The 25,347-nt window shown below is 72.5% G+C and carries 24 protein-coding genes and 2 riboswitches; of the genes, 14 read left to right on the forward strand and 10 right to left on the reverse strand.

The genetic code is table 11. The features are described from left to right. The first annotated feature begins 162 nt into the window (after nt 1-162). Genes F6W97_RS09280 through F6W97_RS09295 form a run of 4 tightly spaced genes read left to right on the forward strand, consistent with a single transcriptional unit; the run spans nt 163 to nt 2,230 of the window. Nucleotides 163-771, forward strand: coding sequence for a sulfite oxidase-like oxidoreductase (locus F6W97_RS09280; RefSeq protein ID WP_155369798.1), 609 nt, complete (start codon nt 163-165; stop codon nt 769-771). Then, nucleotides 741-1,505 carry a ferredoxin reductase gene (locus F6W97_RS09285; RefSeq protein ID WP_155369799.1) on the forward strand — a complete coding sequence of 255 codons (765 nt, stop codon included), beginning with the start codon at nt 741-743 and terminating at the stop codon, nt 1,503-1,505. The genes F6W97_RS09280 and F6W97_RS09285 overlap by 31 nt, the downstream gene beginning before the upstream one ends. 16 nt (nt 1,506-1,521) lie before the next feature. Beyond that, nucleotides 1,522-1,800 carry a DUF6510 family protein gene (locus tag F6W97_RS09290; RefSeq protein ID WP_155369800.1) on the forward strand — a complete coding sequence of 93 codons (279 nt, stop codon included), beginning with the start codon at nt 1,522-1,524 and terminating at the stop codon, nt 1,798-1,800. 37 nt (nt 1,801-1,837) lie between these two features. After that, a complete protein-coding gene (locus F6W97_RS09295; protein ID WP_155369801.1) occupies nt 1,838-2,230 on the forward strand; it encodes a PPOX class F420-dependent oxidoreductase in 393 nt (130 codons plus the stop codon). Between the two features lie 88 nt (nt 2,231-2,318). Here the strand turns inward: F6W97_RS09295 and F6W97_RS09300 are convergent, their stop codons facing one another. From F6W97_RS09300 to F6W97_RS09310, 3 genes are read right to left on the reverse strand one after another with little or no spacing between them, the layout of a single operon-like run. Next, on the reverse strand, nt 2,319-3,500 hold the full coding sequence (locus F6W97_RS09300) for an ABC transporter permease (protein ID WP_155369802.1): 1,182 nt from the start codon (nt 3,498-3,500) through the stop codon (nt 2,319-2,321). Further along, nucleotides 3,497-4,231, reverse strand: a complete 735-nt coding sequence (locus F6W97_RS09305; protein ID WP_155369803.1) for an ABC transporter ATP-binding protein — start codon at nt 4,229-4,231, stop codon at nt 3,497-3,499. The genes F6W97_RS09300 and F6W97_RS09305 overlap by 4 nt, the downstream gene beginning before the upstream one ends. After that, entirely contained in the window at nt 4,228-5,583 is a 1,356-nt protein-coding gene (locus F6W97_RS09310; RefSeq protein WP_155369804.1) for an efflux RND transporter periplasmic adaptor subunit, read from the reverse strand. Before F6W97_RS09310 ends, F6W97_RS09305 begins: the two co-directional genes overlap by 4 nt. A gap of 248 nt (nt 5,584-5,831) precedes the next feature. Between F6W97_RS09310 and F6W97_RS09315 the strand changes: the two genes are divergently transcribed. The 3 genes from F6W97_RS09315 to F6W97_RS09325 all read left to right on the forward strand — a co-directional run bounded on the left by F6W97_RS09315 (nt 5,832) and on the right by F6W97_RS09325 (nt 10,534). Continuing rightward, nucleotides 5,832-7,475 (forward strand): DUF4331 domain-containing protein, encoded by a 1,644-nt coding sequence (locus F6W97_RS09315; protein WP_155369805.1) that lies wholly within the window; start codon nt 5,832-5,834, stop codon nt 7,473-7,475. Between the two features lie 78 nt (nt 7,476-7,553). Continuing rightward, nucleotides 7,554-8,927, forward strand: coding sequence for a tetratricopeptide repeat protein (locus tag F6W97_RS09320; protein WP_196279036.1), 1,374 nt, complete (start codon nt 7,554-7,556; stop codon nt 8,925-8,927). After that, nucleotides 8,927-10,534 (forward strand): nickel/cobalt transporter, encoded by a 1,608-nt coding sequence (locus F6W97_RS09325; RefSeq protein WP_155369807.1) that lies wholly within the window; start codon nt 8,927-8,929, stop codon nt 10,532-10,534. Before F6W97_RS09320 ends, F6W97_RS09325 begins: the two co-directional genes overlap by 1 nt. A 167-nt stretch (nt 10,535-10,701) precedes the next feature. Here the strand turns inward: F6W97_RS09325 and F6W97_RS09330 are convergent, their stop codons facing one another. From F6W97_RS09330 to F6W97_RS09355, 6 genes are all read right to left on the reverse strand, one after another. Next, nucleotides 10,702-12,057, reverse strand: a complete 1,356-nt coding sequence (locus tag F6W97_RS09330) for an HNH endonuclease signature motif containing protein (RefSeq protein WP_155369808.1) — start codon at nt 12,055-12,057, stop codon at nt 10,702-10,704. Nucleotides 12,058-12,089: 32 nt separating this feature from the next. Next, entirely contained in the window at nt 12,090-12,305 is a 216-nt protein-coding gene (locus F6W97_RS09335) for a hypothetical protein (RefSeq protein ID WP_155369809.1), read from the reverse strand. A gap of 94 nt (nt 12,306-12,399) precedes the next feature. Next, entirely contained in the window at nt 12,400-13,170 is a 771-nt protein-coding gene (locus tag F6W97_RS09340; RefSeq protein ID WP_230686523.1) for an ABC transporter ATP-binding protein, read from the reverse strand. Between the two features lie 46 nt (nt 13,171-13,216). Beyond that, nucleotides 13,217-14,251 carry an ABC transporter permease gene (locus F6W97_RS09345; RefSeq protein ID WP_155369811.1) on the reverse strand — a complete coding sequence of 345 codons (1,035 nt, stop codon included), beginning with the start codon at nt 14,249-14,251 and terminating at the stop codon, nt 13,217-13,219. Beyond that, nucleotides 14,248-15,255 carry an ABC transporter substrate-binding protein gene (locus F6W97_RS09350; RefSeq protein ID WP_155369812.1) on the reverse strand — a complete coding sequence of 336 codons (1,008 nt, stop codon included), beginning with the start codon at nt 15,253-15,255 and terminating at the stop codon, nt 14,248-14,250. Before F6W97_RS09350 ends, F6W97_RS09345 begins: the two co-directional genes overlap by 4 nt. Before the next feature lie 27 nt (nt 15,256-15,282). Further along, complete coding sequence (locus tag F6W97_RS09355) at nt 15,283-16,455, reverse strand: agmatinase family protein (protein ID WP_155369813.1); 1,173 nt, start codon at nt 16,453-16,455, stop codon at nt 15,283-15,285. 52 nt (nt 16,456-16,507) lie between these two features. Then, a riboswitch (guanidine-I (ykkC/yxkD leader) is annotated at nt 16,508-16,637 on the reverse strand. A 139-nt stretch (nt 16,638-16,776) separates the two neighbouring features. Then, nucleotides 16,777-16,910: riboswitch (cobalamin riboswitch) on the forward strand. A gap of 66 nt (nt 16,911-16,976) precedes the next feature. On the opposite strand from F6W97_RS09355, the gene cobN reads away from it, so the two are divergent. From cobN to F6W97_RS09390, 7 genes are all read left to right on the forward strand, one after another. Next, nucleotides 16,977-20,618 carry a cobaltochelatase subunit CobN gene (cobN, locus tag F6W97_RS09360; protein WP_196279050.1) on the forward strand — a complete coding sequence of 1,214 codons (3,642 nt, stop codon included), beginning with the start codon at nt 16,977-16,979 and terminating at the stop codon, nt 20,616-20,618. Nucleotides 20,619-20,702: 84 nt separating this feature from the next. Beyond that, entirely contained in the window at nt 20,703-21,044 is a 342-nt protein-coding gene (locus tag F6W97_RS09365; protein ID WP_155369815.1) for a hypothetical protein, read from the forward strand. Between the two features lies 1 nt (nt 21,045). Further along, nucleotides 21,046-21,867: a DUF6585 family protein gene (locus F6W97_RS09370; protein ID WP_155369816.1), complete on the forward strand. Its 822-nt coding sequence runs from the start codon at nt 21,046-21,048 to the stop codon at nt 21,865-21,867. Between the two features lie 121 nt (nt 21,868-21,988). Next, nucleotides 21,989-22,327 carry a hypothetical protein gene (locus F6W97_RS09375; protein WP_155369817.1) on the forward strand — a complete coding sequence of 113 codons (339 nt, stop codon included), beginning with the start codon at nt 21,989-21,991 and terminating at the stop codon, nt 22,325-22,327. Between the two features lies 1 nt (nt 22,328). Continuing rightward, entirely contained in the window at nt 22,329-23,150 is an 822-nt protein-coding gene (locus F6W97_RS09380) for a DUF6585 family protein (RefSeq protein ID WP_155369818.1), read from the forward strand. Between the two features lie 46 nt (nt 23,151-23,196). Continuing rightward, a complete protein-coding gene (locus tag F6W97_RS09385; protein ID WP_155369819.1) occupies nt 23,197-23,553 on the forward strand; it encodes a hypothetical protein in 357 nt (118 codons plus the stop codon). A 1-nt stretch (nt 23,554) separates the two neighbouring features. Then, nucleotides 23,555-24,400 (forward strand): DUF6585 family protein, encoded by an 846-nt coding sequence (locus F6W97_RS09390; RefSeq protein WP_155369820.1) that lies wholly within the window; start codon nt 23,555-23,557, stop codon nt 24,398-24,400. 9 nt (nt 24,401-24,409) lie between these two features. On the opposite strand, the gene F6W97_RS09395 is transcribed toward F6W97_RS09390, so the two are convergent. Next, entirely contained in the window at nt 24,410-25,330 is a 921-nt protein-coding gene (locus tag F6W97_RS09395) for a GNAT family N-acetyltransferase (RefSeq protein WP_155369821.1), read from the reverse strand. Nucleotides 25,331-25,347 lie beyond the last annotated feature (17 nt).

Genomic DNA, 25,347 nt, shown 5'->3' on the forward strand with positions numbered 1-25,347 from the left:
CACCCGCGGGCGCGCTTTCGCGTCTTCCAGCCGGCGGGGCGTCCGCCTCCCGCGTTTGATCATGAAGTTGTGGCAGCGACACGCCGTCGAGCCGTGCCATAAGTTCATGATCAACGCGGGAAAGGTGGCGGTGGGCTGCGGGCCGGGTGGTAGTTGTGGGGGATGGGTGGGATCGTTTCGCCGGGGTTCCGGGGGCGGCGGGGGGTTGAGGGCGGCGAGGTCAGGCTGCCGCCGGGGCAGTACCTGACCGAGGACTTCCCGGTGCTGACCGCGGGGCCGACGCTGCGGGTGCCTACGGACACGTGGGAGTTCGTGATCGTCACGGAGACGGGCGAGAAGCACCGGTGGGACTGGCAGCAGCTGATGGCGCTGCCCAGCGAGCGGCCGACCGTCGACCTGCACTGCGTGACCAAATGGTCGAAGCTGCACACGAGCTGGCAGGGCGTCAGCCTGGACGTGCTGCTCGAAGGCGTGGACACCGCGGCCGACTACGCGATGGTCCACTCCTACGGCGGCTACACCACCAACCTGCCGTACGAGGACCTGCTGCACGGGCAGGCCTGGATCGCGTACAAGTTCGACGGCGAGGATCTGACGCCGGAGCACGGCGGGCCGGCCCGGCTGCTGGTGCCGCATCTGTACCTGTGGAAGTCGGCGAAGTGGGTGCGCGGCATCACGCTCACCGACGAGGACACCCCGGGCTTCTGGGAGAGCGCCGGCTACCACGACTACGGTGACCCATGGCGCGAGCAGCGGTACCAGGGGGACTGAGCCCGCGGCTGGTCTGGCGGGCGGCCAGGCTGGTCGAGTTCCGGGACGAGACGCCCAGCGCGCGGACCCTGGTGTTCGACGTGCCCGACTGGCCCGGGCACCTGCCGGGGCAGCACGTCGACGTGCGGCTGACCGCCGAGGACGGGTACAGCACCGAGCGCAGCTACTCCATCGCGACGCCCGCCGACGGCACGCGCGTGGCGCTGACCGTGCAGCTGGTGCAGGACGGGGAGGTGTCGCCGTACCTCACGCAGACCCTGTCCGTCGGCGACGTGATCGAGCTGCGCGGGCCGGTCGGCGGCTGGTTCGTGTGGCGGCCGGCGGACACAGCCCCGGTGCTGCTGATCGGCGGCGGCTCGGGCGTCGTGCCGCTGATGGCGATGATCCGGGCCCGGCGCGCGGCGGGCAGCAAGGCCCTGTTCCGGCTGATCTACTCGGCACGCACGCCGGAGGACCGGTACTACGCCGACGAGCTGCGCACCCGGGCGCGCGACGACTTCGGGCTGGACGTCAGCTACGTGTACACCCGCAAGACGCCCGAGGGCTGGCCGCTGCCGCCGCGGCGGCTGGGCGTGGCCGACGTGAACAACGGCGGCTGGCCGCCCGACTTCCAGCCGGCCTGCTTCGTGTGCGGGCCGACCGGCTTCGTCGAGGCGGTGGCCGACATCCTGATCGCGCTCGGCCACGACGCGCGCCGGGTGAAGACCGAACGTTTCGGCCCGAGCGGGACCTGACGGAAGGCATACCGTGATGGAACTCTTCTCCGACGACTTCACCGACGGCAACGCGCTGGCCGGGCCGCTGCGCGAGATCTTCGCGGTGGACATGACCACGGCCACCGGGCGCTGCGCCGGCTGCGGTGACGAGGGGCCGGTGGCGGGCATGAAGGTGTACGCCCACGCGCCCGGCCTGGTCGCCCGCTGCCCCTCCTGCCAGCAGGTGCTGATGCGGCTGGTCCGCGGCCCGAGCAGCGCCTGGCTCGACCTGCGCGGCACCATGTCGCTGCGCATCCCGATGCCTGCCGAGTAGCCGGTTCGGCGCGGAGGTAACGGGTAGATTGCGCGTTATGACTATTTTGACTGCCGAGGACGTCGCGCTGCTCAACGAGCCTCAGCTGGCCCACGTCGGGGTGGTGGACTTCGACGGCGCACCGCACGTCACTCCGGTCTGGATCGACACCGACGGCGAGCACATCCTGTTCAACACCGCCAAGGGCCGGGTGAAGTACAACGCCATGGTCCGCGACCCGCGGGTCGGCATCTCCGTCGTGGACAAGGCGAACGACTACCGCACCCTGTGGATCAAGGGCGACGTCGAGTTCGTCGAGGAGGGCGCTGACGCGCACATCGACAAGCTGGCGTACAAGTACCTGGGCAAGGACAGCTACCCGTGGCGCAAGGCCGACGAGGTACGCGTGATCGTGAAGGTCACCCCGACCACGAAACTCGCCCAGAGCTGACCACCAGCAGCTCACCCCGCGTCTGGGGAAAGGAAGGGCACCTTCACATCGCTATGCGATGTAGCAGGTGCCCTTCCCAACGTTCGGGTCATTCGGTGCGGAGGGCGGGGACGGGGTCGAGGCGGGCGGCGCGCAGGGCCGGTAGGACGCCGAAGATGATGCCGACGCCGGCCGCGACGCCGAAGGACAGGGCGATGGACCAGCCGGTGAGCAGGGTCGGCAGGGGAGTGAACCGCTCGACGGCGACCGTGGCGGCCACGCCGAGGGCGATGCCGAGCACGCCGCCGACGCTGGTCAGCAGGACCGCCTCGGTGAGGAACTGGGCGGCGATGTCGGACGGGCGCGCGCCGACGGCCTTGCGCAGGCCGATCTCGCGGGTGCGCTCGCGGATCGACACCAGCATGATGTTGGAGACGCCGACGCCGCTGACCAGCAGTGAGATGCCGGCTGTCGCGCCGAGCACGCCGGTCAGCACGTCCAGGATGTCGCCGAGCACGCTGAGGATCTGGTCCTGGGTGACCACGCTGAAAGCGCTGTCGGGGTGGCGCTCGCCCAGCTCGGCCACGATCCGGTCGCCGAGGGCGGCCATGCCCGCGGGGTCGGTGGCCCGTACCGCGAGCCCGTCCACCCGGGTCGTGGCGAACAGCCGCTGCGCCGTGGTGAGCGGGATGTGCACCTCGTCGTCGCGGTCCACGCCCAGGCTCTGCCCGAGCGGCGCGAACACCCCGGCCACCCGGAACCGCACCCCGGCCACGGTGATCTGACGTCCCACCGGGTCGGTCCCGCCGTAGAGCACCCGGGCCACGGTCGCGCCGAGCACCGCGACCCGGCGCGCGCTGTCCACGTCGGCGCGGCTCAGGTACGCGCCGCGGGCGATGTCGCGGACCAGCACCGTGCGGTTGTTCTCCAGTACCCCGGCCACCGTGGTGAAGGTCTTGACCGGTCCTGCCTGCACCAGCTCGCCGGACGCCACCGAGGCCGCGACGCGGGTGGGGTCCCCGACGACGCGAGCCACCGCCTCCACGTCCGACAGCTGCATCCGGGAGATGGTCGGCATGCCGATCTCCACCTTGCCGGGCACCACCAGCAGCAGGTTCGAGCCCAGCTCGTCGACCCGCCCGGCCACCTCGCGGCGGGTGCCGTCGCCGATCGCGATCAGCACCATCACCGAGCTGACCCCGATCATGACGCCCAGCACGGTGAGCCCGGTCCGCAGCCGCGCCGCCACCAGCGCGCCGACCGCGACCCGCGCCGCTTCGCCGATCCTCATGAGCAGACTCCGCTGTCGGTGATGGTGTCGGTGTCGGTGGCGGTGTCCGTGTCGGTATCGCTGACGATGCGGCCGTCGCGCATCACGATCTGCCGGCGGGCGCGGGCGGCGACCTCGTGGTCGTGGGTGACGATCGCCAGTGCCACGCCGTGCTCGGTGTTGAGCTGTTCCAGCAGGTCGAGCAGGTGCCTGCCGGCGGCGGAGTCGAGGTTGCCGGTCGGCTCGTCGGCGAGCAGCACCGCCGGCCCGGTCACCAGCGCCCGCGCGATCGCCACCCGCTGCTGCTCACCGCCGGACAGCTGGCCGGGCAGGTGCCCGGCCCGCGCGGCGAGGCCGACCCGGGCCAGCATCTCGGCCGCGCGCCGCCGCCGCTCGGCGCGGCGCACCCCGCGGTAGACCAGCGGCAGCGCCACGTTGTCCAGCGCGGAGGTACGCGGCTGCAGGTGGAAGCCCTGGAACACGAAGCCGATGACCCGGTTGCGGATGCGCGCCAGCTCCGCCTCGCCCACGGTCACCGTGTCGTGGCCGTCGATGACGACGCTGCCGGCGGTCGGCCGGTCCAGCCCGCCGAGCAGCTGGAGCAGCGTCGACTTGCCCGACCCGGACGGGCCCACCACGGCCAGGTGGTCGCCGCGGCGCACGGTCAGGCTGACCCCGCGCAGCGCGGCCACCTCCGTCTGGCCGACCCGGTACGCGCGGGCGGCCTGGCGTACCTCGATGGCCGCGGTCACTCGACCGTCATTCCCTCGATGACCTGCTCCAGGCCGCTGACGACGACCCGGTCGCCCTCGACGAGGCCCTCCAGGATCTCGCGGCGATCCGGCCCGGCCGAACCGGCCTTGATGAGCTGCTTGATCGCCTTGCCGGCCCGGACCAGCCAGACGAAGTCCTTGCCGGCTTCCTGGAAGATCGCCCCCAGCGGCACCGACAGCGCCGAGCCGGTGCCGCCGAGCGGCAGGTGCGCCGTGCCGGTCATGCCGGGCAGGGGTGCCGGGTCCAGCGGCCCTTCCAGCTTGAACGTGGTGCGGTAGGACACCCCGCCGCGGGCCGCCGGGGTGGGCAGCACGTCGATCGAGGTGACGGTCGCGCTGTACGAGGTGCCCGGGGTGGCCTCCAGCGACACGTCGGCGACGTCGCCCGGGTGCACCGAGAGCACGTCGGTCTCGTCGATCTGCCCGACCACGGACAGCTCGCTCATGTCCACGATGGTCACGATCGCCTTGCCCGCGGTGACCGGGTCGCCGACCTCCGGGGCGGCGTTCACGCCCGGATCGCCCGCGCCACCCGCGCCGATGTCGATCCCGGTCAGGCCCGGCAGCAGCGTGGCCAGCGGGCCGGACGGCAGCCGGTCGGCGAGCAGCGACGAGATGACCGCGTTGCTCTCCGGCCCGCCGAGCTGCACGGTGCCGCCGATCGGCGCGCGCAGGGTCAGCGCCGCCACCGTGGCCTGCGCGGCGTCCAACGACGACTGGGTCAGCAGCCGGGTCACCGCGTTGAGGCCGACCAGGATCTCGTCGACCTTCTCCAGGTTGTCGTCGACGTCGTCGGTGAAGTCGTCGAGGTCGTCGATGGTGTCGTTGAAGGTGTTCTGCTGCTCGTTGATCTGGTCGATCGTCTGCTGGCGCAGCTGCGGGAAGGGGATCAGCTTCGCGTTGTCGCGTGCTGCGTTGTACTGCTCGTTGCCCGCGTCCCGCCGGTCGTCGATGAGGTCGTCCAGGCTCGCGGGGTCGATCTTCTTGATGTTCTTGACCCGCTTGGCGGCCTGGCTCGCCCGGGCCAGCCGCTGCTGCGCTATCGGCGAGTCGATGAAGCCGATGAGGTCGCCGGCCTCCACGAGCTGTCCGGGCTCGACCTTCAGATCGACCAGCACACCCCGGGCGGCGGCCCGCAGCGTCGCCGCGTTGCGGGCGTTGACCTGCGCGGGAACGTCGATGACATCGGACACGCTGGCCCGCCGTACGTCGTCGACGCTGATGGTGGGATCGGGGTCCGGCTCCTCCACGGCCGCGGCGGCGAGGGTCAGCGGCAACGTGACGACGGTCAGGCCGACGAGGGCGCGGCGAGTGGGGAAGGTTCGGGTCACCGCGACATCCTATGGCGGTTAATAGCACATTTTACGCCTGATAGTCCGTGTCTGGGTTGAATGCGGAAATCGTGTATTTCATGTCTCGTGTTCGGAGCACCGAGAAGGTGCTTCGGCGCCGGTGGGCTCCCGGATGGGCCGCTGACGGCAAGTGGACAGGCAGCCATCTATACGTGAGGCCGGGTCCGAAGTTCCGGCGACAGACGCGGTTGGCGCGTCTGCCCCTCAGAACCGGGGAGGACCCGACCATGAGACTCACCCTTCGCCGACGGGGTCGCCGCACCGGCACCGTGCTCGCCCTGGCGGCCTGCGTGGCCGTCTCCGGCGGGCTGTACGCGCTCGGGCCCGGCCCGGCCGGCGCGTCCAGCCACCGCGAGGCGCCTCTCGTCGCGCTCGATCCCGCCGTCGACGCGACCGACCTGTACGCCTTCGTCAGCCCGGACCGGCCCGGATACGTCACGTTCGTGGCGAACTGGGTGCCGTTCCAGGAGCCCAACGGCGGCCCCAACTTCTACCCGTTCGCCACCGACGCGCAATACATGATCAATGTGGACAGCGACGGCGACGCGCGGCCCGACGCCCGCTTCCGGTGGACGTTCAAGAACGTCGACAAGCGCGGCAACTCCACCTTCCTGCTCAACAACGGGCCGGTGACCTCGCTGGACGACGAGAACCTGCTGTTCAAGCAGACGTACACGCTGGAGTCCTCGTTCAACGGCGAGGCCTTCCGCACCCGCGCCACCAACGTCGGGGTCGCACCTTCGCGGGTGGGCCCGGCGTCCATGCCGGACTACGGCGCGCTGCGCGAGCAGGCCACCGTCAAACTGCCCGGCGGCTGGCGCATCTTCGCCGGGCAGGCCGACGACCCGTTCTTCCTCGATCTGCGGGTGTTCGACCTGCTCTACGGCGGCGACCTCAGCGAGACCGGGCAGGACACCCTGGCCGGCTACAACGTCAACACCATCGCGCTGGAGGTGCCGTTCAAGGACGTCGCCCTGCGCGGCGACGGCGAGCGCAACCCCGTGATCGGCGTGTGGACCACCACCGAGCGGCCCCGGGTGCGCATCACCGGACGCACCGGCGACCCGCGCGGCGGCGACCGGGTGCAGGTCTCCCGGCTGGGCAACCCGCTGGTCAACGAGGTCGTCGTGCCCGCCGGACTCAAGGACGCGTTCAACGCCTCCCGGCCCGACGGCGACGCGAAGATCCCGCAGCTGGTCAAGCGGGTCACCGAACCCGAGGTGCCCAAGCTCATCGAGGCGATCTACAACATCCCCGCCCCGGCCACCCCGCGCAACGACCTGGTCGAGATCTTCCTGACCGGCATCACCACCAAGGCGAACGGCCCGATCAAGGCGGACCTCAACTCGCAGCTCAACAACGCCGACGTGAACCCGTCGAAGTTCCGCCCGTCGGAGATGCTCCGGCTGAACCTGTCCACGCCGGTCACCGCCGACCCGAACCGGCTCGGCGTCATCGGCGGCGACCTGCAGGGCTTCCCGAACGGGCGGCGGCTGGCCGACGACGTCGTCGACATCGAGCTGCAGGCCCTGGTCGGCGCGGCGCAGACCGGGCAGATCGTGGACGCGCTGGCAGCCGGGGACGCGGTCGACGCCAACGAGAACGCCTTCGGCGACACGTTCCCGTACGTCGCCCTGCCCAACGCGACCGCGGTGAACGCGGCCGCCGCGGCCCCGGCCGGACCGGCCTCGGCCGACCCGTCCCCGGCGTCCGCGTCGACCACCGTCGAGGAAGGCATGTCCACCGGCGACACGATGGCCGTCGTCGGCTCCTCCGTCGCCGGCGGCCTCGGCCTGCTCCTCTTCGCCGGCTGGTGGATGCGCCGCCGCAACCGCACCCACCCCCACGGCCCCGAAACCCACGTCCACTGAAAGGAAGGGCGCCTTCACGACGCTATGCGTTGTAGAAGGTGCCCTTCCCATCGCTCGTCTGCGAAAGGGGAGGTAGTCATGTGGCGACGGATCATCGCGGTGGGCGTCACCGCCGCGGCGCTGCTCGGCCTCGGGGGTGCGTTCGGCGCGTCATCGGCGCCCTGGATCGCCGAGCCCGCGCACGCACAGGCCGATCCGCTGGTCAAATCGATCGAGCAGGCGCAGGCGCGGCTGCGGGACGTGCCCGGCGACTGGACCACCTGGGCGGCGCTGGGCAGCGCGTACGTCGAGCGGGCCCGGATCACCGGGGACCCCGGCTACTACACCAGGGCCGAGGGTGCGCTGCGCGAATCGCTGCGTCTGCACCCGGCGGGCACGCCGTCGACCGGATCCGGCAACCCCGCCAGCTCCGGTGGTGCCAGAACAGGCGCCGGGACCAGCGCCGGGGCCGGGGACGGCACGGGCAACCATGCCGCGCTGACCGGGCTGGGCGCGCTGGCCAACGCGCGGCACGACTTCACGCTCGCCGAACGGCTGGCCCGGCAGGCGGTCGCGGCCAACCCGTTCAGCGCCGACGCGTACGGGGTGCTGACCGATGCGCTGACCCAGCTCGGCCGCCCCGCCGAGGCGACCGAGGCGGCGCAGCGCATGCTCGACCTGCGGCCGGGGCTGCCCGCGCTGTCCCGGGCGGCGTACGACCTCGAACAGCACGGCCGGGTCGACGAGGCCCGTGCCCTGTGGACGCAGGCGCTCGCCACCGCGATCGCGCCCGCCGACCTGGCCTTCGTCCACCACCAGCTCGGCGACCTCGCCTGGCACGGTGGCGACCTCACCGCGGCCCGCGCCGCCTACCAGGCCGGGCTGTCCGCGGACGGCGGCTACCTGCCGCTGCGCCACGGGCTCGCCCGCGTCGACGCGGCGAGCGGCCGCACCGGCGAGGCGCTGGCCGGGTACGCGGCACTGACCGCCGCCTCGCCGACCCCGTCCCTGCTCGTCGAGCACGCGCTGCTGCTGCGCTCGCTCGGCCGCGCCGACGAAGCCGAAACGCAGCTGGCCCTGGCCCAAGCCGCGCTCGACCTGCTGACCGCCGGGGGAGGCGGGGACGCGCTCGCCGCCGCCGAACTGGCCCTGGCCCGCGGCGACCACGCCACCGCGGTGCGCCTGGCCGAGGGAGAGTGGCGACGGCGCAGGCACACCGACGTCGCCGACACCCTCGCCTGGGCGCTGCACCAGGCCGGCCGCCCCGCCGAGGCGCTGCCCCTGGCCCGAGCCGCGGCGGCGCTCGGCGCGCGCAGCGCGCTCCACGCGTACCACCTCGGAATGATCGAACTCGCCCTCGGCGACCGCGCGGCCGCCCGCCGCGATCTCGCCCGGGCCCTGCGGCTCAACCCCCACTTCTCCCCGGTCGACGCGCCCGCCGCGGCGCGCGCCCTGGCCTCGGCAGGTGCCTGATGAACCCGAAGACGACGATCCGCCGCACGCTGCCGGTCGCGGCGCTGGTGGGAGCCGCGCTCGCGCTGCTGCCCGCCCCCGCTTCCGCGCACCCGCTCGGCAACCTGTCCGTCAACCAGCTGGTCGCGCTGACCCTGCGTCCCGCCGCCGTCGACGCCACCACGGTCCTCGACGTCGCCGAACTGCCCACCCTGCAGCAGCGCGGCACGGTCGACACCTCCGGCGACGGCGTCGCCGACCCGCCCGAGCTGCGTGCGCACGCCGCGGCCGCGTGCGACGCCTTCGCCCGCGACCTGGCGGTACGCGTCGACGACCGCGCCCTGCGCTGGGCCGTCCGCTCCGCCGCGATGACCCTCGAACCAGGCTCCGCGGGCCTGCCCACCAGCCGGATCACCTGCACCCTGAGCGCACCCGCACGGCTGGACCGGCCCGCCGTGCTCACCATCCACAACGGCCACCTCGCCGACCACATCGGCTGGCGGGAGATCACCGCCACCGGCGCGGGCGTCGACCTGCCCGGCTCGCCCGTACCGGCGCGCAGCACCACGAACGAGCTGCGCGACTACCCCGTCGACCTGCTCGGCTCCCCGCTCGACGTCCGCGACGCCCGCCTGCCCGCCCGCCCCGGCACAGGCACGGCGGCGTCCGGCTACCCGGCGACCGGCGCCGTCTCCGGATCGGCGCCTGACCTGGGCGCGCCCGCACGACCCGACGACCCTGCGCCGCTGCGCTGGGCAGCCTGGACACAGCAGCAGGTCCTGGACGCCGTCGGCGCCGACCGGCTCACCCCGCTCGTCGGCCTCCTCGCCGTCCTGCTCGCCCTGGTGCTCGGGGCAGGGCACGCGCTGCTGCCCGGACACGGCAAGACCGTGATGGCGGTATACCTGGCCGGTCGTGCGGGCCGCCCGCGCGACGCCCTGACCGTCGGCGCGACCGTCACCGCGACCCACACCGGCGGCGTCATCGCCCTCGGCCTCCTGCTCACCGCCGTCTCCGGCCTGACCGGCCAGACCGTGCTCGGCTGGCTCGGCCTGGCCAGCGGCACCATCGTGATCACCGTAGGCCTCGCGATGCTGCTGACCGCGCTGCGCCGCCGTGCCGCCCACAGCCACGCCCACGACACGCACGACCACGACACGCACGACCACGACACGCACGCCCACGACACGCACGACCACGGCTCGCACGCCCATGGCTCGCACGTTCACGGCTTGCATGGGCAGGTGCATCGGCATGGTCTGTTCGGCCGGGCGCATTCCCACGACGGCAGCCATGCGCAGGGGCCCCCCGGACGCGGGCGGTTCGGGCTCGGGGCGATCGGAGTGGCGGCGGGGCTGGTGCCGAGTCCGTCCGCGCTGGTCGTGCTGCTGGGCGCGATAGCGCTGGGCCGGACCGGTTTCGGCATCCTGCTCGTGCTCGCCTACGGCCTGGGCATGGCGGGCACGCTCACCGCGGCCGGGCTGCTACTGCTCAAGGTTCGCGACCGCTGGGCGGGGCGGTTCGACCGATTCCGTCGCATCCGCCTGGCGGGACCCTACGCCGCGAGCGCGATGGTGCTGCTCGTCGGCGTCGGCCTGGCCGCTCGTGCGGCGACGCTGGTGGCCTGATCGCGGTTTTCGAAACCTGCGAACCGCACACCCGTTGAGGTCACGGCGCTGCCTGGGCGGCCGATTCCGAGGTCGCCGGGTCGCAACGGAGGCGCTGGGATTCGAGGTGCTCGTGTGCCCGAGTGGGTGGCCGGCTCGGGCAGGTGTGATTGCCGCTCGGGCACGGCCTAGGGCCGCAGGTGGTAGGTGTTGCGGCGGGGACTCCGGGTGACGTCCACGTAGCTGGGCGGGACGAACTCGGGTCGCCGGTCGTGGCCGAGCCGAACCTGCCAGTCCTCGTGGTGGACGACGCGATGGTGGTGCCCGCACAGCAGCACGGAGTTGTCGAGGTCGGTCGGGCCGCCGTCCGCCCAGTGGCGGATGTGGTGGCCCTGGCACCAGCGCGGTGGGCGGTCGCAGCCGGGGAAGGCGCAGCCTCGGTCGCGCAGGACGAGTGCTCGGCGCAGGGCTCCGGTGACGAGGCGGCGGGTCCGGCCGAGATCGAGCAGTCGTCCGCCGCCGCCGAGCACGGCGGGGATGACCTGGGCGTCGCAGGCTACGCGGCGGACGGTCTCAGGAGTGAGCGTCGCGCCGTCGTCGAGCAGCCCCGCGCCGGTGCGTCGGACGAGGTCGCCGTAGTCGACGGTGATGACGAGTTGTGGGCGGTCACCGCCGTTGTCGGGCAGTTCGCCGGAGGCGAGAACGCGGCGGCAGACCTCGGTGAGGGCGTCGGCTCTCCGCTGACCGGCGGTGCGCATGTCGCGGGTGCTGTCGGACGCGCGATGGCCGGCCCATGCGATGTCGTCGGCACGTCCGGCGCTGCCGTCGCCCAGGAGGTGACCGCCGAGGGTGGTCCGGGGGTGCGCGGGATCGAGGACACCGGGCCGGGCGAGAGGATCGAGGGCGGCGGTGATGACGGCGGCGGCTTCGGTGTCGAGCCAGCCGGTCACGCGTACGCGCCCGCTGCGGTCGGGGCTGAGGGTGAGCGTGCGGGTGGCGTGGGCGCGTTCCTCCTGCGCGGCCAGCGCCTCGCGTTCGTGCTCCTCGGCGGCGTCGGGGGCGACGTGGGTGAGGATGCGCTCGCCGAAGCGGCGCAGGATGGACGGCTCGAACTGGGCCGCGAATCCGATCAACGCGGTCTCGGCCTTCGCCGTGGTCTCCAGTTCCGATGCGGTGGGCAGTGCCTCAAGGGCCTGGGCGATGACGGCAGCCTGCTCGGTGTTGATGGTTCCGGCGGCGAGGGCTTCGGCGGTGGCGGGAAGACGGTCCAGGGCTCGGGCGAGGTCGACGGTCTGCCTGGCGCCGCGTATGCCGATACGCCAGTGCTCACGCAGCCAGACCGCCGTGCTGGAGGCACCATGGGCGGCCGGGACGGCACGGGCGTCGAGTTCGCGGACGAGGGACAGCTCCACGGCTGCCAGGCGTTCCCGCAGGCCTCGCGCGGAGTCGAGCGTGGTGATCAGCTCGGCGTCGGTCAGCGGCCAAGCGGGTGCATCGGCGCAAGCGGCGACTGCTCGCCCTGCCTGCGTCAACGCCTCCCACATGACTCCATTTTAGAACTCACGTACGACATCATTCAGCCACGATGATCAATGGTGGCGACGGCGAGGACGTCGGGGACCACGGGCCCGGCCGGCAGGTCGACCTTGCCGCCCACGCCGGACAGCAGGCCCGCGGCGTGCGCCTCCTGCTCGGCGCGCTTGATGAGCAGCCAGCGGCCGTCGCGATGCAGGTGGACCTCGACGTTGACGACGAATGCGGGACGCCCGCCGGGGGTGAGTTGTTCGATCATCAACGCACCCTATGACGGTCAGGCAACGCCGTGGGCCGCGCGTGAAGCGCCGGCCGCGGCGGCATCCCGCTGCGGCCGGCGCCCGGACAGGCCGTCAGGCCTGGTGGTGGTAGAGCCGGACCAGGTCCTCGATCTCGGCGCGTACGCCCAGGAAGGCGGCGTCGCGTTTGACGGTGAGGTCGCGTTCGCCGGGCAGCGGGACGGTCACGTCGGCGGCGACGCGGCCGGGGTTGCTGGCCAGGGTGATGACGCGCTGGCCGAGGAAGACGGCCTCCTCCACGTCGTGGGTGACCATGATGACGGTGGTGCCGCACTCGTGCCACAGGCGGCGGATGAACAGCTGCATGTCCTCCTTGGTCTGCACGTCGAGCGCGCCGAACGGCTCGTCGAGCAGCAGCACCTCGGGTTCGCAGGCCAGCGCGCGGGCGATGGCGACGCGCTGGCGCTGGCCGCCGGACAGCTGCCGGGGCAGCGCGTGGCGCAGCCCGGTCAGGCCGGTCGCGGCGAGGTAGTGGTCGACGCGGGCGGCGCGCTCGCCGCGGCTCAGCGGCAGCAGTTCCAGTCCGAACGCGACGTTGCGTTCGACGGTGCGCCAGGGGTAGACGGCGCCGGTCTGGAAGACCATGCCGCGGTCGGGTCCGGGGCCGGCGACGGGAACCCCGTCGAGCAGGACCTCGCCGGTGGTGGGCCGGGACAGGCCCGCGATCAGGGAGAGCAGCGTGGACTTGCCGGAGCCGGACGCGCCGACCACGCACACGAACGAGCCGCGGGCGACCTCCAGGTCGATGTCCTCCAGCGCGCGCACCTGCTCCCAGCCGCGGGTGAAGTCCTTGCCGACGGCCTTCAGGCACAGCGTCCCGGTCACGAGGTCCACCTTCCGGCCGTGCCGCCTCGGCGCGGCGGAGTTCTCGTCACGAGGTCCACCTGCCGACCCGGTCGCGCAGCAGGCGCAGCGCGATGTCGATGGTGAGGCCGATCAGCGCGATGACCACGAGGACCGCGAAGATGCGGTCGATCTGGTTGAAGCGCTGCGACCGCACGATGCGGTAGCCGAGGCCCTCCTCGGCCGCGAACAGCTCGGCGACGACCACGAAGTTCCAGGCCGCGGCCGCGTTGACCCGGATCGCGTCGAGGATGCCGGGCAGCGAGTGCGGGATGACGACCTTGCGCAGCACCTCTCCGCGCCGGGCGCCGAGGGTGTACGACACGTCGACGAGCGCGCCCGGTATCCGGCGTACCGCGTCGGCGGTCATCAGGGTGTTGAAGAAGACGGTGCCGAGGAACAGCAGCGCCACCTTCGACATCTCGTCGATGCCCAGCCACAGCGCCAGCAGCGGGATGAACGCGCTCGCCGGCAGGTAGCGCAGCAGGCCGATGACCGGCTCGAACGCGGCCCGCCCGGCCTGGAACGCGCCCATCGCGATGCCGAGCGGCACCGAGACCGCCACGGCCAGCCCGAAGCCGAGCAGCACCCGTCTGATGCTGGCGACGGTGTCGCCGAGCAGCAGCCCGTCCCGGGCCAGGTCCAGCCCGGCCGCCCAGGCCTGGGCGGGTGACGGCAGGTAGTCGGGACGGCCGTCGATGACGGTGCTGAGCAGTTGCCACAGCGCGAGCGGCACGAGCACCGACAGCGCGGTCAGCGCCAGCCGGGACGGCCGCGGGATCGGGGTGCGGATCGCGAAGACCCGCGGCACACGGCGCGGCGGCTGCCGCCGGGGCAGCGGCGCGAACGCCGCCGCCCCGGCTCCCGTGCCGGCGTGCACCGCGACGGCCGCGCCGTCGGCCGCGGCGGTGTCGCCGGTCAGGTCCAGGTGTGCCGCGGACGGATCGCCCGCGGCGGGCGGGCTCTCCCGCGACGCGGCGTCAGCGGCGGCGAGCGGGCCGGCCGTGCCCGGCCCGCCTGGGCTGCCGGCCGGCTCCGGCCCACCCTCGGTGAGCACGCTCATGGCGATACCGCCTGGACGAACTTGGGTTCGAGCAGGCCGTCCAGCGGGGGTGCGGTGTCGACGAGCTTCGCCGAGACCATGAACTCGGCGATCGACTTCGCCTGGAAGTCGAGGTTGGCGGGGGTCGAGCCGGGCGTGAACGCGGCCAGGTTCTGCTCCCGGGTGAAGATCGTCGTACCGGCGTCGTACGACTTGTAGTCGGCGGCGCTGACCCCGGCCTTCTTCGCCATGACGTCGATCGCGGCGTCCGGGTTGGCCTTGATCCAGGCCAGGGTGTCGAACCAGGTCTTCACCACGGCCTGCACCTCGGTCGGGTGGTCCTTGACGAACGCGGTGGTGAAGACCAGGTGGTCGGGGATCGCGCCGGGGAAGTCGGCGCTGGTGGCGATGGCCTTGCTGCCCGCCAGGCCGAGCGCGGTCGTGGTGAACGGGGCGAACGCGCCCACCGCGTCGACCTCGCCGGTGGTGAAGGCCGCCGCGGCGGCGTCGGTCAGCATCGGCTTGAGCTGGATGTCGGCCTCGGTCAGCCCGGCCGTCTTCAGCGCGAGCAGCAGCAGGTAGTGGTCGACGGTGCCCTGCTCGACGGCGACCCGCTTGCCTTTCAGGTCGGCGAGCGTGTTGATGCCGGGCTTGGCGATGATCTGGTCGTTGCCGGTGGAGTTGTCGTTGACCAGCACGATGGTCTGCTGTGCGCCGCCGCTGACCGAGGTCAGGGTGTCGCCCAGGGTCTGGCTGTTGGCGCTGAGGTTGCCGGTGGCCAGCGCGGTGAGGCTGTCGGTGTAGCTGTCGAAGTACTTCAGCTCGACGGTGACGCCGTTCTTGGCGAACAGGCCCTGCTCCTGGGCGACCTGCCAGGGGAACCAGCCGGGCCAGGCGCTGAAGCCGAGCACGACGGTGGCGGGCGCGCCCGGTGCGGGCTCGTCCGCGCCGCAGGCGGTGGCGGGCAGGACCAGCGCGGCGACGGCGGTGACAGCCGCGAGGCGGTGGCGGAAACGACGGTTCATGTATGTCTCCTGGAGGATGCGAGAAGGTCAGGAGGTGCGGCGGGGCAGGTGGCCGGCGCGGACGAGGCAGCCGAGCGTGTCGCAGATGACGCGGGTCGCGATGAGCGAGGTGATGTCGGCGTTGTCGTACGGCGGCGAGCACTCGACGATCTCGATGCCCGCCAGCGGCCGCTCGGCGATGAGCTGGATGAACTTGAGCACCTCGCGGGGCAGGAAACCGCCCGGCTCGGGCCAGCCGGTGCCGGGCACGAACGCGGCGTCCAGGCAGTCCACGTCGAAGGACAGCCACACCGCCTCGGCCCCGTCCCAGGCCACTTCGAGGGCGCGTTCGGCGGCGGCCTCGATGCCCATCTCGACGCAGTCGGTGACCGTCATGATCGTGGTGCCGCGCTCCCGGCCCACCTTGACGCCGGGCCGCGGGGCCTGCCAGCCGCCGATGCCGATCTGCACCAGGTTCTTCGGCGGCACGTTCGGGATGTCCGTGGCGTGGAACCACGGGGTGGTGTGCATCCGCTCGTCGAGGTCGGTCTCCTGGGTGTCGACGTGCCGGTCGAAGTGGATGATGCCGAGGTTGCCCTGCAGGTGCTCGGCGACCCCGCGCACGGTGGGGTAGCCGATGGAGTGGTCGCCGCCGAGCACGACCGGGAACGCGCCCGAGGCGTACACGTGGCCGACGGCCTTGGAGATCTGGTCGAACGTCTTCTCGATGTTGGCGGGGATGGTGAACACGTCACCCAGGTCCGCGATCGTGATCGACTCCCGCAGGTCCACGCCCAGCTCGAAGCTGTACGGGCCGTACAGCGCGGAGATGCGCCGGATGCCCTGCGGGCCGAACCGGGTGCCGGGGCGGTAGGTGGTGCCGCCGTCGAACGGCGCGCCCAGCACCGCGACGTCGTACTCGCCGCAGCGGCGCACGTCCTCCAGGTACGGGGCCTTGAGGAAGGTGTTGATCCCGGCGAAGTGCGGCAGCTCGCCACGGGAGAACGTCGGGATGCGCTTGTCGACGATGGAGTCCGCGCCGGGCAGGCCGTATTCGAGGCCCCGGGCGATCTCCTCCTCCCACTTCGTGGTGGGCAGCTCGGCCTCGCGCGCGACGGCGTACGCCGCCTCGGGGCCGTAGTGCTCGTGCAGGCCGTGCTGCTCGCGCAGGGCGTTGTCGTCGGGCGAGCCGTGGCGGTGATGGTGGTGGGCGAAGCCCATGGGGCGCCTCCGAGACGAGGAGCCTGGCCGCGAAACAGCCAGGTGTTCGGCTGTCTCCCGGGCTTTTGTCCCGCCGTGGAACGGCCACGCCGCTGCGCGGGCCGCCTGCGCCTCTCGGACCAGGCCCGTCCGGCGACCCGTAACGACAGGGCCGGAACGGCGGAACCCTAGGCGCGCCTCACCTTCGGTGAGTCACCGTGGATTACATCGGCGAATGGTTTCCCCTCGATGTCGCCGCCGTTGCCGGGCCGTGACCGCCGTCCCGACCGCGCCGACGGGCCGTCCCGCGTCCGCTGCCGTTAGGATCGGACCGGCGGCAGGGAGGAACTCGGGGAAGAGCCGAGACGGTCCCGCCACTGTGACCGGGGAGCCCGTCCCCACCCCGTCGACACGCTGTCGAGGCCACCGCAAGGGAAGGCCCGGGGCCGGGCGTTGATCCGGGAGTCAGGAGACTCCGGCCGCCGCATCGACTCTGCTACCGGGGCGCGGACCCCGACAGGAGGTACGCGGCCATGACGGCTGTGCAAGGTCTGCTGCTGTCCACTGCGGACACCGAACTGCTCGCCGCCCGCGCGTCGGACGCGCCCTGGCGTATCGCCAACCCCGCCCGGGTCGACCCCGGCGACGTTCCCGAGCTGCTGCAAGACGTCGCCTTCGTGGTGGTACGCCTACTCGGCGGCCGCCGCACCTGGCCGGAAGGGCTCGACGCGGTGCTCGCCGGGGGCCTGCCGGTGGTGGTGCTGGGCGGGGAGGCGCAGCCCGACGCCGCGCTGCAGGCCGAGTCGACGGCGCCCGCCGGGGTCGCCGGGGAGGCGCTGGCATACCTGGTCGAGGGCGGCGCGGACAACCTGCGCGAGCTGCACCGGTTCCTGTCCGACACGCTGCTGATGACCGGTGAGGGCTTCGAACCGCCGCACGCCACGCCGGAGTACGGCGTACGCCCCGGCCCGGCGCACGAGGCCGGGCGGCCGACCGTCGGGATCGTCTACTACCGGGCGCACGAGCTGGCCGGGAACACCGCGTTCGTGGACACCCTCGCCGGGGCGCTGCACGACGCGGGGGCCAACTCGCTGCCGGTGTACTGCGGCTCGCTGCGCGGGGTGTCCGACGGGCTGCGGGACCTGCTGCGCGGCTGCGACGCGCTGATCGTCACGGTGCTGGCCGCGGGCGGCACGATCGCGGCGGACGCGAGCGGCGGCGGGGACGACGAGGCCTGGTCGGTCGCGGCGCTGGCCGAACTCGACGTGCCGGTGCTCCAGGCGCTGTGTCTGACCTCGTCACGGGCGGGGTGGCAGGACTCGGACGCGGCGCTCAGCCCGATGGACGCGGCGATGCAGGTGGCGATCCCGGAGTTCGACGGCCGCCTGATCACGGTGCCGTTCTCGTTCAAGGAGCCCGGCCCGGACGGCATCGGCGTGTACGCCGCCGACCCGGAGCGGGCGGCCCGGGTCGCGGGTATCGCGGTGCGCCAGGCTCGGCTGCGGCACGTGCCCAACGAGCGCAAGCGGCTCGCGATCGTGCTGTCCAGCTACCCGACCCGGCACTCGCGGGTGGGCAACGCGGTCGGCCTGGACACCCCGGCCAGCGCGGTGGTGCTGCTGCGGGCGCTGCGCGAGGCCGGGTACGACCTGGGTGAGGGCTTCCCCGAGGACGGCGACGCGCTGATCCACACGCTGATCGCGGCGGGCGGGCACGACGTGGAGTGGCTGACCGAGGAGCAGCTCGCGGCGGCCCCGGCCCGGGTGCCGCTGCGCGCGCACACGCGCTGGCTGGACGCGCTGCCCGCGAGCCTGCGCGACGGCATCGTGGCCGCGTGGGGCGAGCCGCCGGGTGAGCTGTACGTGGACCGCGGCGAGATCGTGCTGGCCGCGCTGCGGTTCGGCAACGTGCTGCTGATGATCCAGCCGCCGCGCGGCTTCGGGGAGAACCCGGTCGCCATCTACCACGACCCGGACCTCGCGCCGAGCCACCACTACCTGGCCGCGTACCGCTGGCTGGACGAGGAGTTCGGCGCGGACGCGGTGGTGCACCTGGGCAAGCACGGCACCCTGGAATGGCTGCCGGGCAAGGGGCTGGGCCTGTCCCGCGAGTGCGCCCCGGACGCGGTGCTCGGCGACCTGCCGCTGGTGTACCCGTTCATCGTCAACGACCCGGGTGAGGGCACCCAGGCCAAGCGGCGCGGGCACGCGGTGATCGTGGACCACCTGGTGCCGCCGATGGCCCGCGCGGAGACGTACGGCGAGATGGCGAAGCTGGAGCAGTTGCTCGACGAGTACGCCACCGTGCAGGCCCTCGACCCGACGAAGCTGCCCGCGGTGCGCGCGCAGATCTGGACCCTGATCCAGGCCGCGCAGCTGCACCACGACCTGCACCAGGCCGACATGCCCGGAGTGGACGACTTCGACGACTTCATCCTGCACGTGGACGGCTACCTGTGCGAGGTCAAGGATTCGCAGATCCGCGACGGCCTGCACATCCTCGGCGGCGCGCCGGAGGGTGAGGCGCGGATCAACCTGGTGCTCGCGGTGCTGCGCGCCAACCAGGTCTGGGGCGGCGTGCGCGGCGCGCTGCCGGGCCTGCGGGCGGCGCTGTGCCGCCGGTACGGGCTGGACGAGCGCGCGCTGCTGGCCGAGCCCGGAGCCGCGGTGGCGGTGCCCGCGGACCTGACCGAGGTCGTCGACGGCCCGGCCCGCACCGGCGCGGACGCCGTCGACCTGATCGAGGGCGTGGCCCGGCGGCTCGTCATCGGCAACGAGACGCTGGGCTGGGAGCCGTCGAAGGTCCCGGCGGTGGTCGCCGAGGTGCTGGGCGGGCCGGACGACGCCGTCGAGGCGGTGCTGCGCTTCGCCGCGACCGAGGTCGTGCCCAGGCTGGACGCGACCGTGGACGAGGTGACCGCGGTGCTGAAAGCGCTGGACGGGCGCTACGTCGCGGCCGGGCCGTCCGGCTCGCCGACCCGCGGCCTGGTCAACGTGCTGCCGACCGGGCGCAACTTCTACTCCGTCGACCCGAAGGCGATCCCGTCGCGCAACGCCTGGGACGTGGGCGTGGCGCTGGCGGACTCGCTGCTGGCCCGGCACCGGCAGGAGACGGGCGAGTGGCCGCGTACGGTCGGGCTGACCGTGTGGGGCACGTCGGCGATGCGTACCCAGGGCGACGACATCGCCGAGGTGCTGGCGCTGCTGGGCTGCCGTCCGACCTGGGACGACGCGTCGCGGCGGGTGACCGGGTTCGCGGTGGTGCCGCTGGCGGAGCTGGGCCGGCCGCGGGTGGACGTGACGGTGCGCATCTCCGGGTTCTTCCGAGACGCGTTCCCGCACGCGGTGGCGCTGATCGACGACGCGGTGCGGGCGGTGGCCGACCTCGACGAGCCCGACGAGGACAACTTCGTGCGCGCGCACGCCCGCGCCGACGAGGCCGAGCACGGCGACCGGCGGCGGGCCACCACGCGCATCTTCGGTTCCAAGCCGGGGGCGTACGGGGCCGGCCTGCTCCCACTCATCGACGCCCGGAACTGGCGCGACGACAAGGACCTGGCCGAGGTGTACGCGGTCTGGGGCGGCTACGCCTACGGCCGCGACCTGGACGGCCGGGCGGCCCGGGAGGACCTGGAACGGGTCTATCGCCGGGTCAGCGTCGCCGCGAAGAACGTGGACACCCGCGAGCACGACATCGTCGACTCCGACGACTACTTCCAGTACCACGGCGGCATGATCGCGATGGTGCGCACGCTGACCGGCGTGTCCCCGACCGCGGTGATCGGCGACTCGCACCTGCCCGACAGCGTGAAGACGCGCACCCTGGGCGAGGAGACCAAACGCGTGTTCCGGGCCCGGGTGGTCAACCCGCGCTGGATCGCCGCGATGATGCGCCACGGCTACAAGGGCGCGTTCGAGCTGGCCGCGACAGTCGACTACCTGTTCGGCTACGACGCCACGGCCGGGGTCGTCGACGACTGGATGTACCAGAAACTGGCCGAGGCGTACGTCTTCGACCCGGAGGTGCGCGAGTTCATGGAGCGGTCCAACCCGTGGGCGCTGCGTGGCATCAGCGAACGCCTCATCGAGGCCGCCGACCGGGGGCTGTGGGCGGAGCCGGACCCGGCCACGCTGGAGGCGCTGCGCCAGGCGTACCTGTCGGTGGAGGGCGAGCTGGAAGGCTGACCAGGTCGGGTGATCGGGCCATTCTCGGCCACACCCCGCGTCGTTATGGTGGCTGCCTGAACCGACTCTGCGGGGGGAGCAGGCGTGGCCAGGATCGGCGTGGGCCGGATCGCGAACGCCGCGGTGTTCGCGGTCATCGGCCTGACCGGCGTCGGCGTCGCCACCTGGGGCTCGATCGCCGGAGTCACCTGCGACGGCGACCCGATGCGGCCGGGCGACCGGTGCCTGGAGATCTCCGAGGGCGAGGCGCTGTGGCGCACCTATGCGGAGAAGCAGAAGGAGCAGGGGCAGCAGCTCCTGCTGCTCCGGGGCGGTGGTGCGCTGTTCCTGCTCGTGTCCGCGGGCGCGGTCGCCGCCGCCGTCGGCCGGAGCAGGCTGGAGCGGCGGGACGCGCTGGAGGCCCGCGCGTGGATGACGGTGCGGTGACATGACGACGTATCTCGGCTCGGACTCGGTGCCCATGGAGGCGGCCGTCGCCGCGGGGTCGCGGGCGCTCGGCCCGCACCAGGTCAGCTATCCGGTGCAGACGGCGGGCAGGCCGCTGGTCGGCCTCGGCATCTTCGTGGTGCTGTGGACGGCGGTGGCGGGCCTCATGGCGGTGAGCGCGGGCGACTCGCCCGGCCTGTACGGGTCGAGCCCGTGGGAGGCCGCGCTGCCGTTCACCGTGCTGGCGGCGGTCTCGGCGGCCGGCTTCCTGCTGCTGCTGGCACGCAGCCCGATCGTGTCGGCTCGGGCGCGGCAGCTCCAGGTGCACGTGTTCGAGCACGGCTGGGTGCGGGTGCGCCGCAGGCGCGTCGAGGTCTACCGCTGGGACGAGGTGCTGACGCTGTACGCCGCGGTCGGCACCAGCAAAGCCGGCCATCTCCGCCATCCCGTCCACCACTACCGGATCACGTTCGCCGACGGTCGGCACGTCAGCCTGCGCAACTACTCCACGGACATGGTGCGGTTCGGTCCGCTGCTGGTGGACGCCGTGACGCGGGTGCAGCTGCCCAGGGCGGCGGCCCATCTCCGCGCGGACGGTACGGTCGCCTTCGGCGCCTTCATCGTGACCGGCGGCGGGGTGGCCACCCGCAAGGGCGGATTCCTGGCATGGCCGGAGTTCGGCGGCGTCAGCGTCGAGTCCGACCAGGTGAGCATCTTCGACCGGCAGGGCAGGCGGGCATCCCCGCAGGCGGCGGTGGACGAGATCCCCAACGTCAGAACGTTCCTGCTGCTGGTCCACGCTCTCGCCAAGAATCCCGCCTGATCCGGGCCGGTGCGAGGCGAGGGGTCACGGACGACCCCGCGGTCGGGCGATCGGACGATTCTCGGCCGATCTTCAGTGTCGTTATGGTGGCGCCCTCATCATGCGAACGGGGAGATCCATAGTGGCCAGACCCAAGGCCGGCGCCATCCTGGGCGCCGTGTCACTCGCCGTCGGCGGCGCTCTGTGCATCGTGCTCGCGCTCGTCGTGTTCGGAGACGTCCTCTGCGGCAACGACCCGATGCAGCCGGGCGACAAGTGCTTGGTCACGGGCGATTCCGGTAGCGCCTGGCACAGCTACACCGAGATGCAGGACCAGCAGAAGCAGCGGGGTCCGATCTTCGGCGGCCTCGGCGTGCTGCTCCTGCTGGGCGCGGTCGGCACCCTGGTGAAAGGCATGCGCGACAGCGCGAAGGAAGCGCTGCAGGACGCCTCGGCGCAGGCATGGACCAGGGAGAGCTGACATGACGTCAGGACTCGACTCCACGACCGTGCCCGCCGACGTCGCGGCGGTGGCTGCCACCCGGGATCTGGGCGGGCACCGGGAGAGCTACCCGAACCGGACCTCCAAGCGGCTGCTCTTCGGCTTCGGCGTCCTCTGGGTGGTCCTCGGCGCGATCGCGGTCCTCGCCCTGGTGGGCGTCGGCTCCGGTGACGACAGCGCCGTCGGCCCCGCCATCGGCTTCACGGGGGCGGCGGCGCTGTTCCTGGCCGCCTTCCTGTGGGTGCTGCTGCGCGGCCCGGCGGTGTCGAAGGCGGCCCGCCGGCTCCAGGTGCACGTGTTCGAGCAGGGCTGGGTGCGGGTGCGGCGCAAGGGCGTCGAGGTCTACCGCTGGGACGAGGTGCAGACGCTGTACGCGCAGGTCACCGTGCAGGTCACCAACGGCATCAGCCAGACGAGCTACCGCTACCAGCTGACCTTCGCCGACGGGCGCAAGATCGTGCTGGGCACCCTCGCCACCGACATGGCGCGGTTCGGCCCGGTGCTGGCCTCGCAGGTGGCGCAGGCGCAGCTGCCCAAGGCGATGAGCTACTTCGACAAGGACAACCCGGTCGCCTTCGGCGACTTCACGATCACCGACGAGGGTGTGCGCACCAGGCGCGGCAAGGTGCTGGCCTGGTCGGAGATCGGCGGGGTGCTGCTGGACAACGGGCACGTCAGCATCGCCGACCGGGCGGGCAAGCGGATCTCCCCGCAGACGCTGCTCGGGAAGATCCCCAACGGCTACACGTTCCTGCTGATGATGGACACCGTCCTCGGCAAGCTGCGCGGCGCGCAGGCGTAACGCGCCGTCCGCGAAAAGTCCGACAGCCCGGAGGGGGCACAGGAACGTGGCAAAGCCCAAGGCAGGTGTCGTCATCGGCGCGTCCGCGCTGGCCGTGATCGGCGTGGTCTTCTTCGTCGTCGCCGCGTTCAGCTCCGGTGGCGAGGTGACCTGCGACGGCAAGGCGATGCGGCCGGGTGACGTGTGCCTGGAGGTGGCCAAGGACGGCCGCAAGACCTATCACACCTACGCGGAGCTCAAGGCCGAGCAGGATGCCCGGCGCCCGATACTGCTCGGTGCCCTGGGCGGGGTCGGCGGGTTGTTCGTGCTGGCCGCGGGCGGCTTCGTGGTGGCGGGCTCGCGGGAGAACAAGAAGGATCAGGCGCAGATCGAGGCCGCGGCGGCGTGGATGAGGGCGGGCTGACATGACACTGCTGGTGGAGTCCGCGCTCGGGCTCGGCCCCGACGTGACGTTGGCGGCCTCGATGCGCAACCTGGGCGAGCACCGCGAGAGCTACCCGGCGGTGACCTCAAAGCCACTGCTGGTCTCCCTGGGGATGTTCACGGTGCTGTTCGGGGTGCTCGCCGGTGCCGCGACCTGGGGCGCGATCATCGGGGACCCGGTCGTCTGGGTCGCCGCCAACATCCTCTGGACGATCACCGCGCCGTGCCTGCTGGGCTTCCTGTGGGTGCTGCTGCGCAGTCCGGCCGTGTCCAGGCGGGCCCGGCAGTTCCGGGTGCACGTGTTCGAGCACGGCTGGGTGTGGGCCCGCCGCAGCGGCACGGAGGCGTACCGCTGGGACGAGGTGCAGGCGCTGTTCGCCAACCTGGCCGCCTTCACCGCGGAGATCAGCAGCAGGACGCCCTACGGCATCCGGATCACCATGGTCGACGGCCGCCGGATGGACATCTGGCACGTGCACGTCGACATGGCGCGTTTCGGCCCGCTCGTCAGCGCGCGCGTCGCCCAGGCGCAGCTGCCAAAGGCGATGGCGTACTTCGACAAGGGCAACCCGATCACCTTCGGCGATCTGACGGTGACCGACGAGGGCGTGGCCTACGGGGGATTCCTGACGCCCTGGTCGGACATCGGCGGCGTCGAGATCGACCACGTCGGGGGTAACCACGTCGAGGAGAGTCATCTGTCGCTGGTGGACCGGCAGTGCAGACCGCGCGGGACGCGGGTGAACTTCGGCCTGATGGCGAACGCGTACACGTTCGTGCTGATGGTCGAGACGATCGTCGCGAAACTGCGCAGCGTCGGCCAGTAGCTCCGGCCGTCAGTCGGCGAGCTGCTTGAGGTACGAGTACTCGCTGGCGAAGGGCTGGTAGCCGAGCCAGTCGTTGACCGCGATCATCGGCGCGTTGGTGTAGTCGTTGCAGGTGATCGCGGTGTGGATGCCGGCCTGTGCGGCCTGGCGCAGGGCGACCGACTTGGCGATCTTCGCCAGTCCCCGGCCGCGGTACTCGCGCAGCGTGCAGGTGCCGGTGGAGACGCCCTTGCCCAGTGCCAGGTTGGCCTCCAGGAACGTGGCGCAGGCGGCCACGCCGTCGACCAGCACCACGGTGCCGACGTCGAGCTGCTGGTCGGGGCTGTTCCAGTAGCGGCCCAGCCAGACGTCGTAGGGGATGCCGTCGAACGACATGTCGCCCGGCTCGTCGACCGAGGCGGCCAGGTCCAGGTCGTACACCGTCTGCGGGCCTGCCTCGCGGAGGCTGACCGTGGTCACGCCGGACGGCAGCGGCGGCAGGGACGGCAGCTGTGCGGTGTCGAGCTGGGCGTAGCGGTCGTGCGCGCCCTGCGTGTAGCCCTGCTTCTGCGCCCAGCGCCGATCGGCCGGGTCCTCGGTGGCGAAGGTGCGCACGCGGCGGGCGCCGATGGCGCGCAGGTGCTCCTCCAGCCGCTGGTAGAGGGCGCTGCCGACGCCTTGGCCGCGGTGGTCGGGATGCACCTCGACCTGCACGTAGCTCGCGCCCGGCTCCGAGGTGGAGATGTTGAAGCCGCCGACGGCGCAGCCCACGGCGTGACCGTCGCGCAGGGCCAGCAGCCGCAGCACCCGGGCCTCCGGGCGGGTGGTGCGCCACCAGACCTCCTGCTGCGCCACGCTGGCGACGAACCAGGGGAAGGACGCGTACCGGATGGCGGCCTGCGCCGGCACGTCCTCGATGGTCATCTCGCGGATCAGGAGTTCACTCGTCACCCTGCCTGTCTAGCAGC

The organism is Catellatospora vulcania (genome assembly GCF_009720385.1).
GTDB classification, from domain to species: Bacteria; Actinomycetota; Actinomycetes; order Mycobacteriales; family Micromonosporaceae; genus Catellatospora; species Catellatospora vulcania.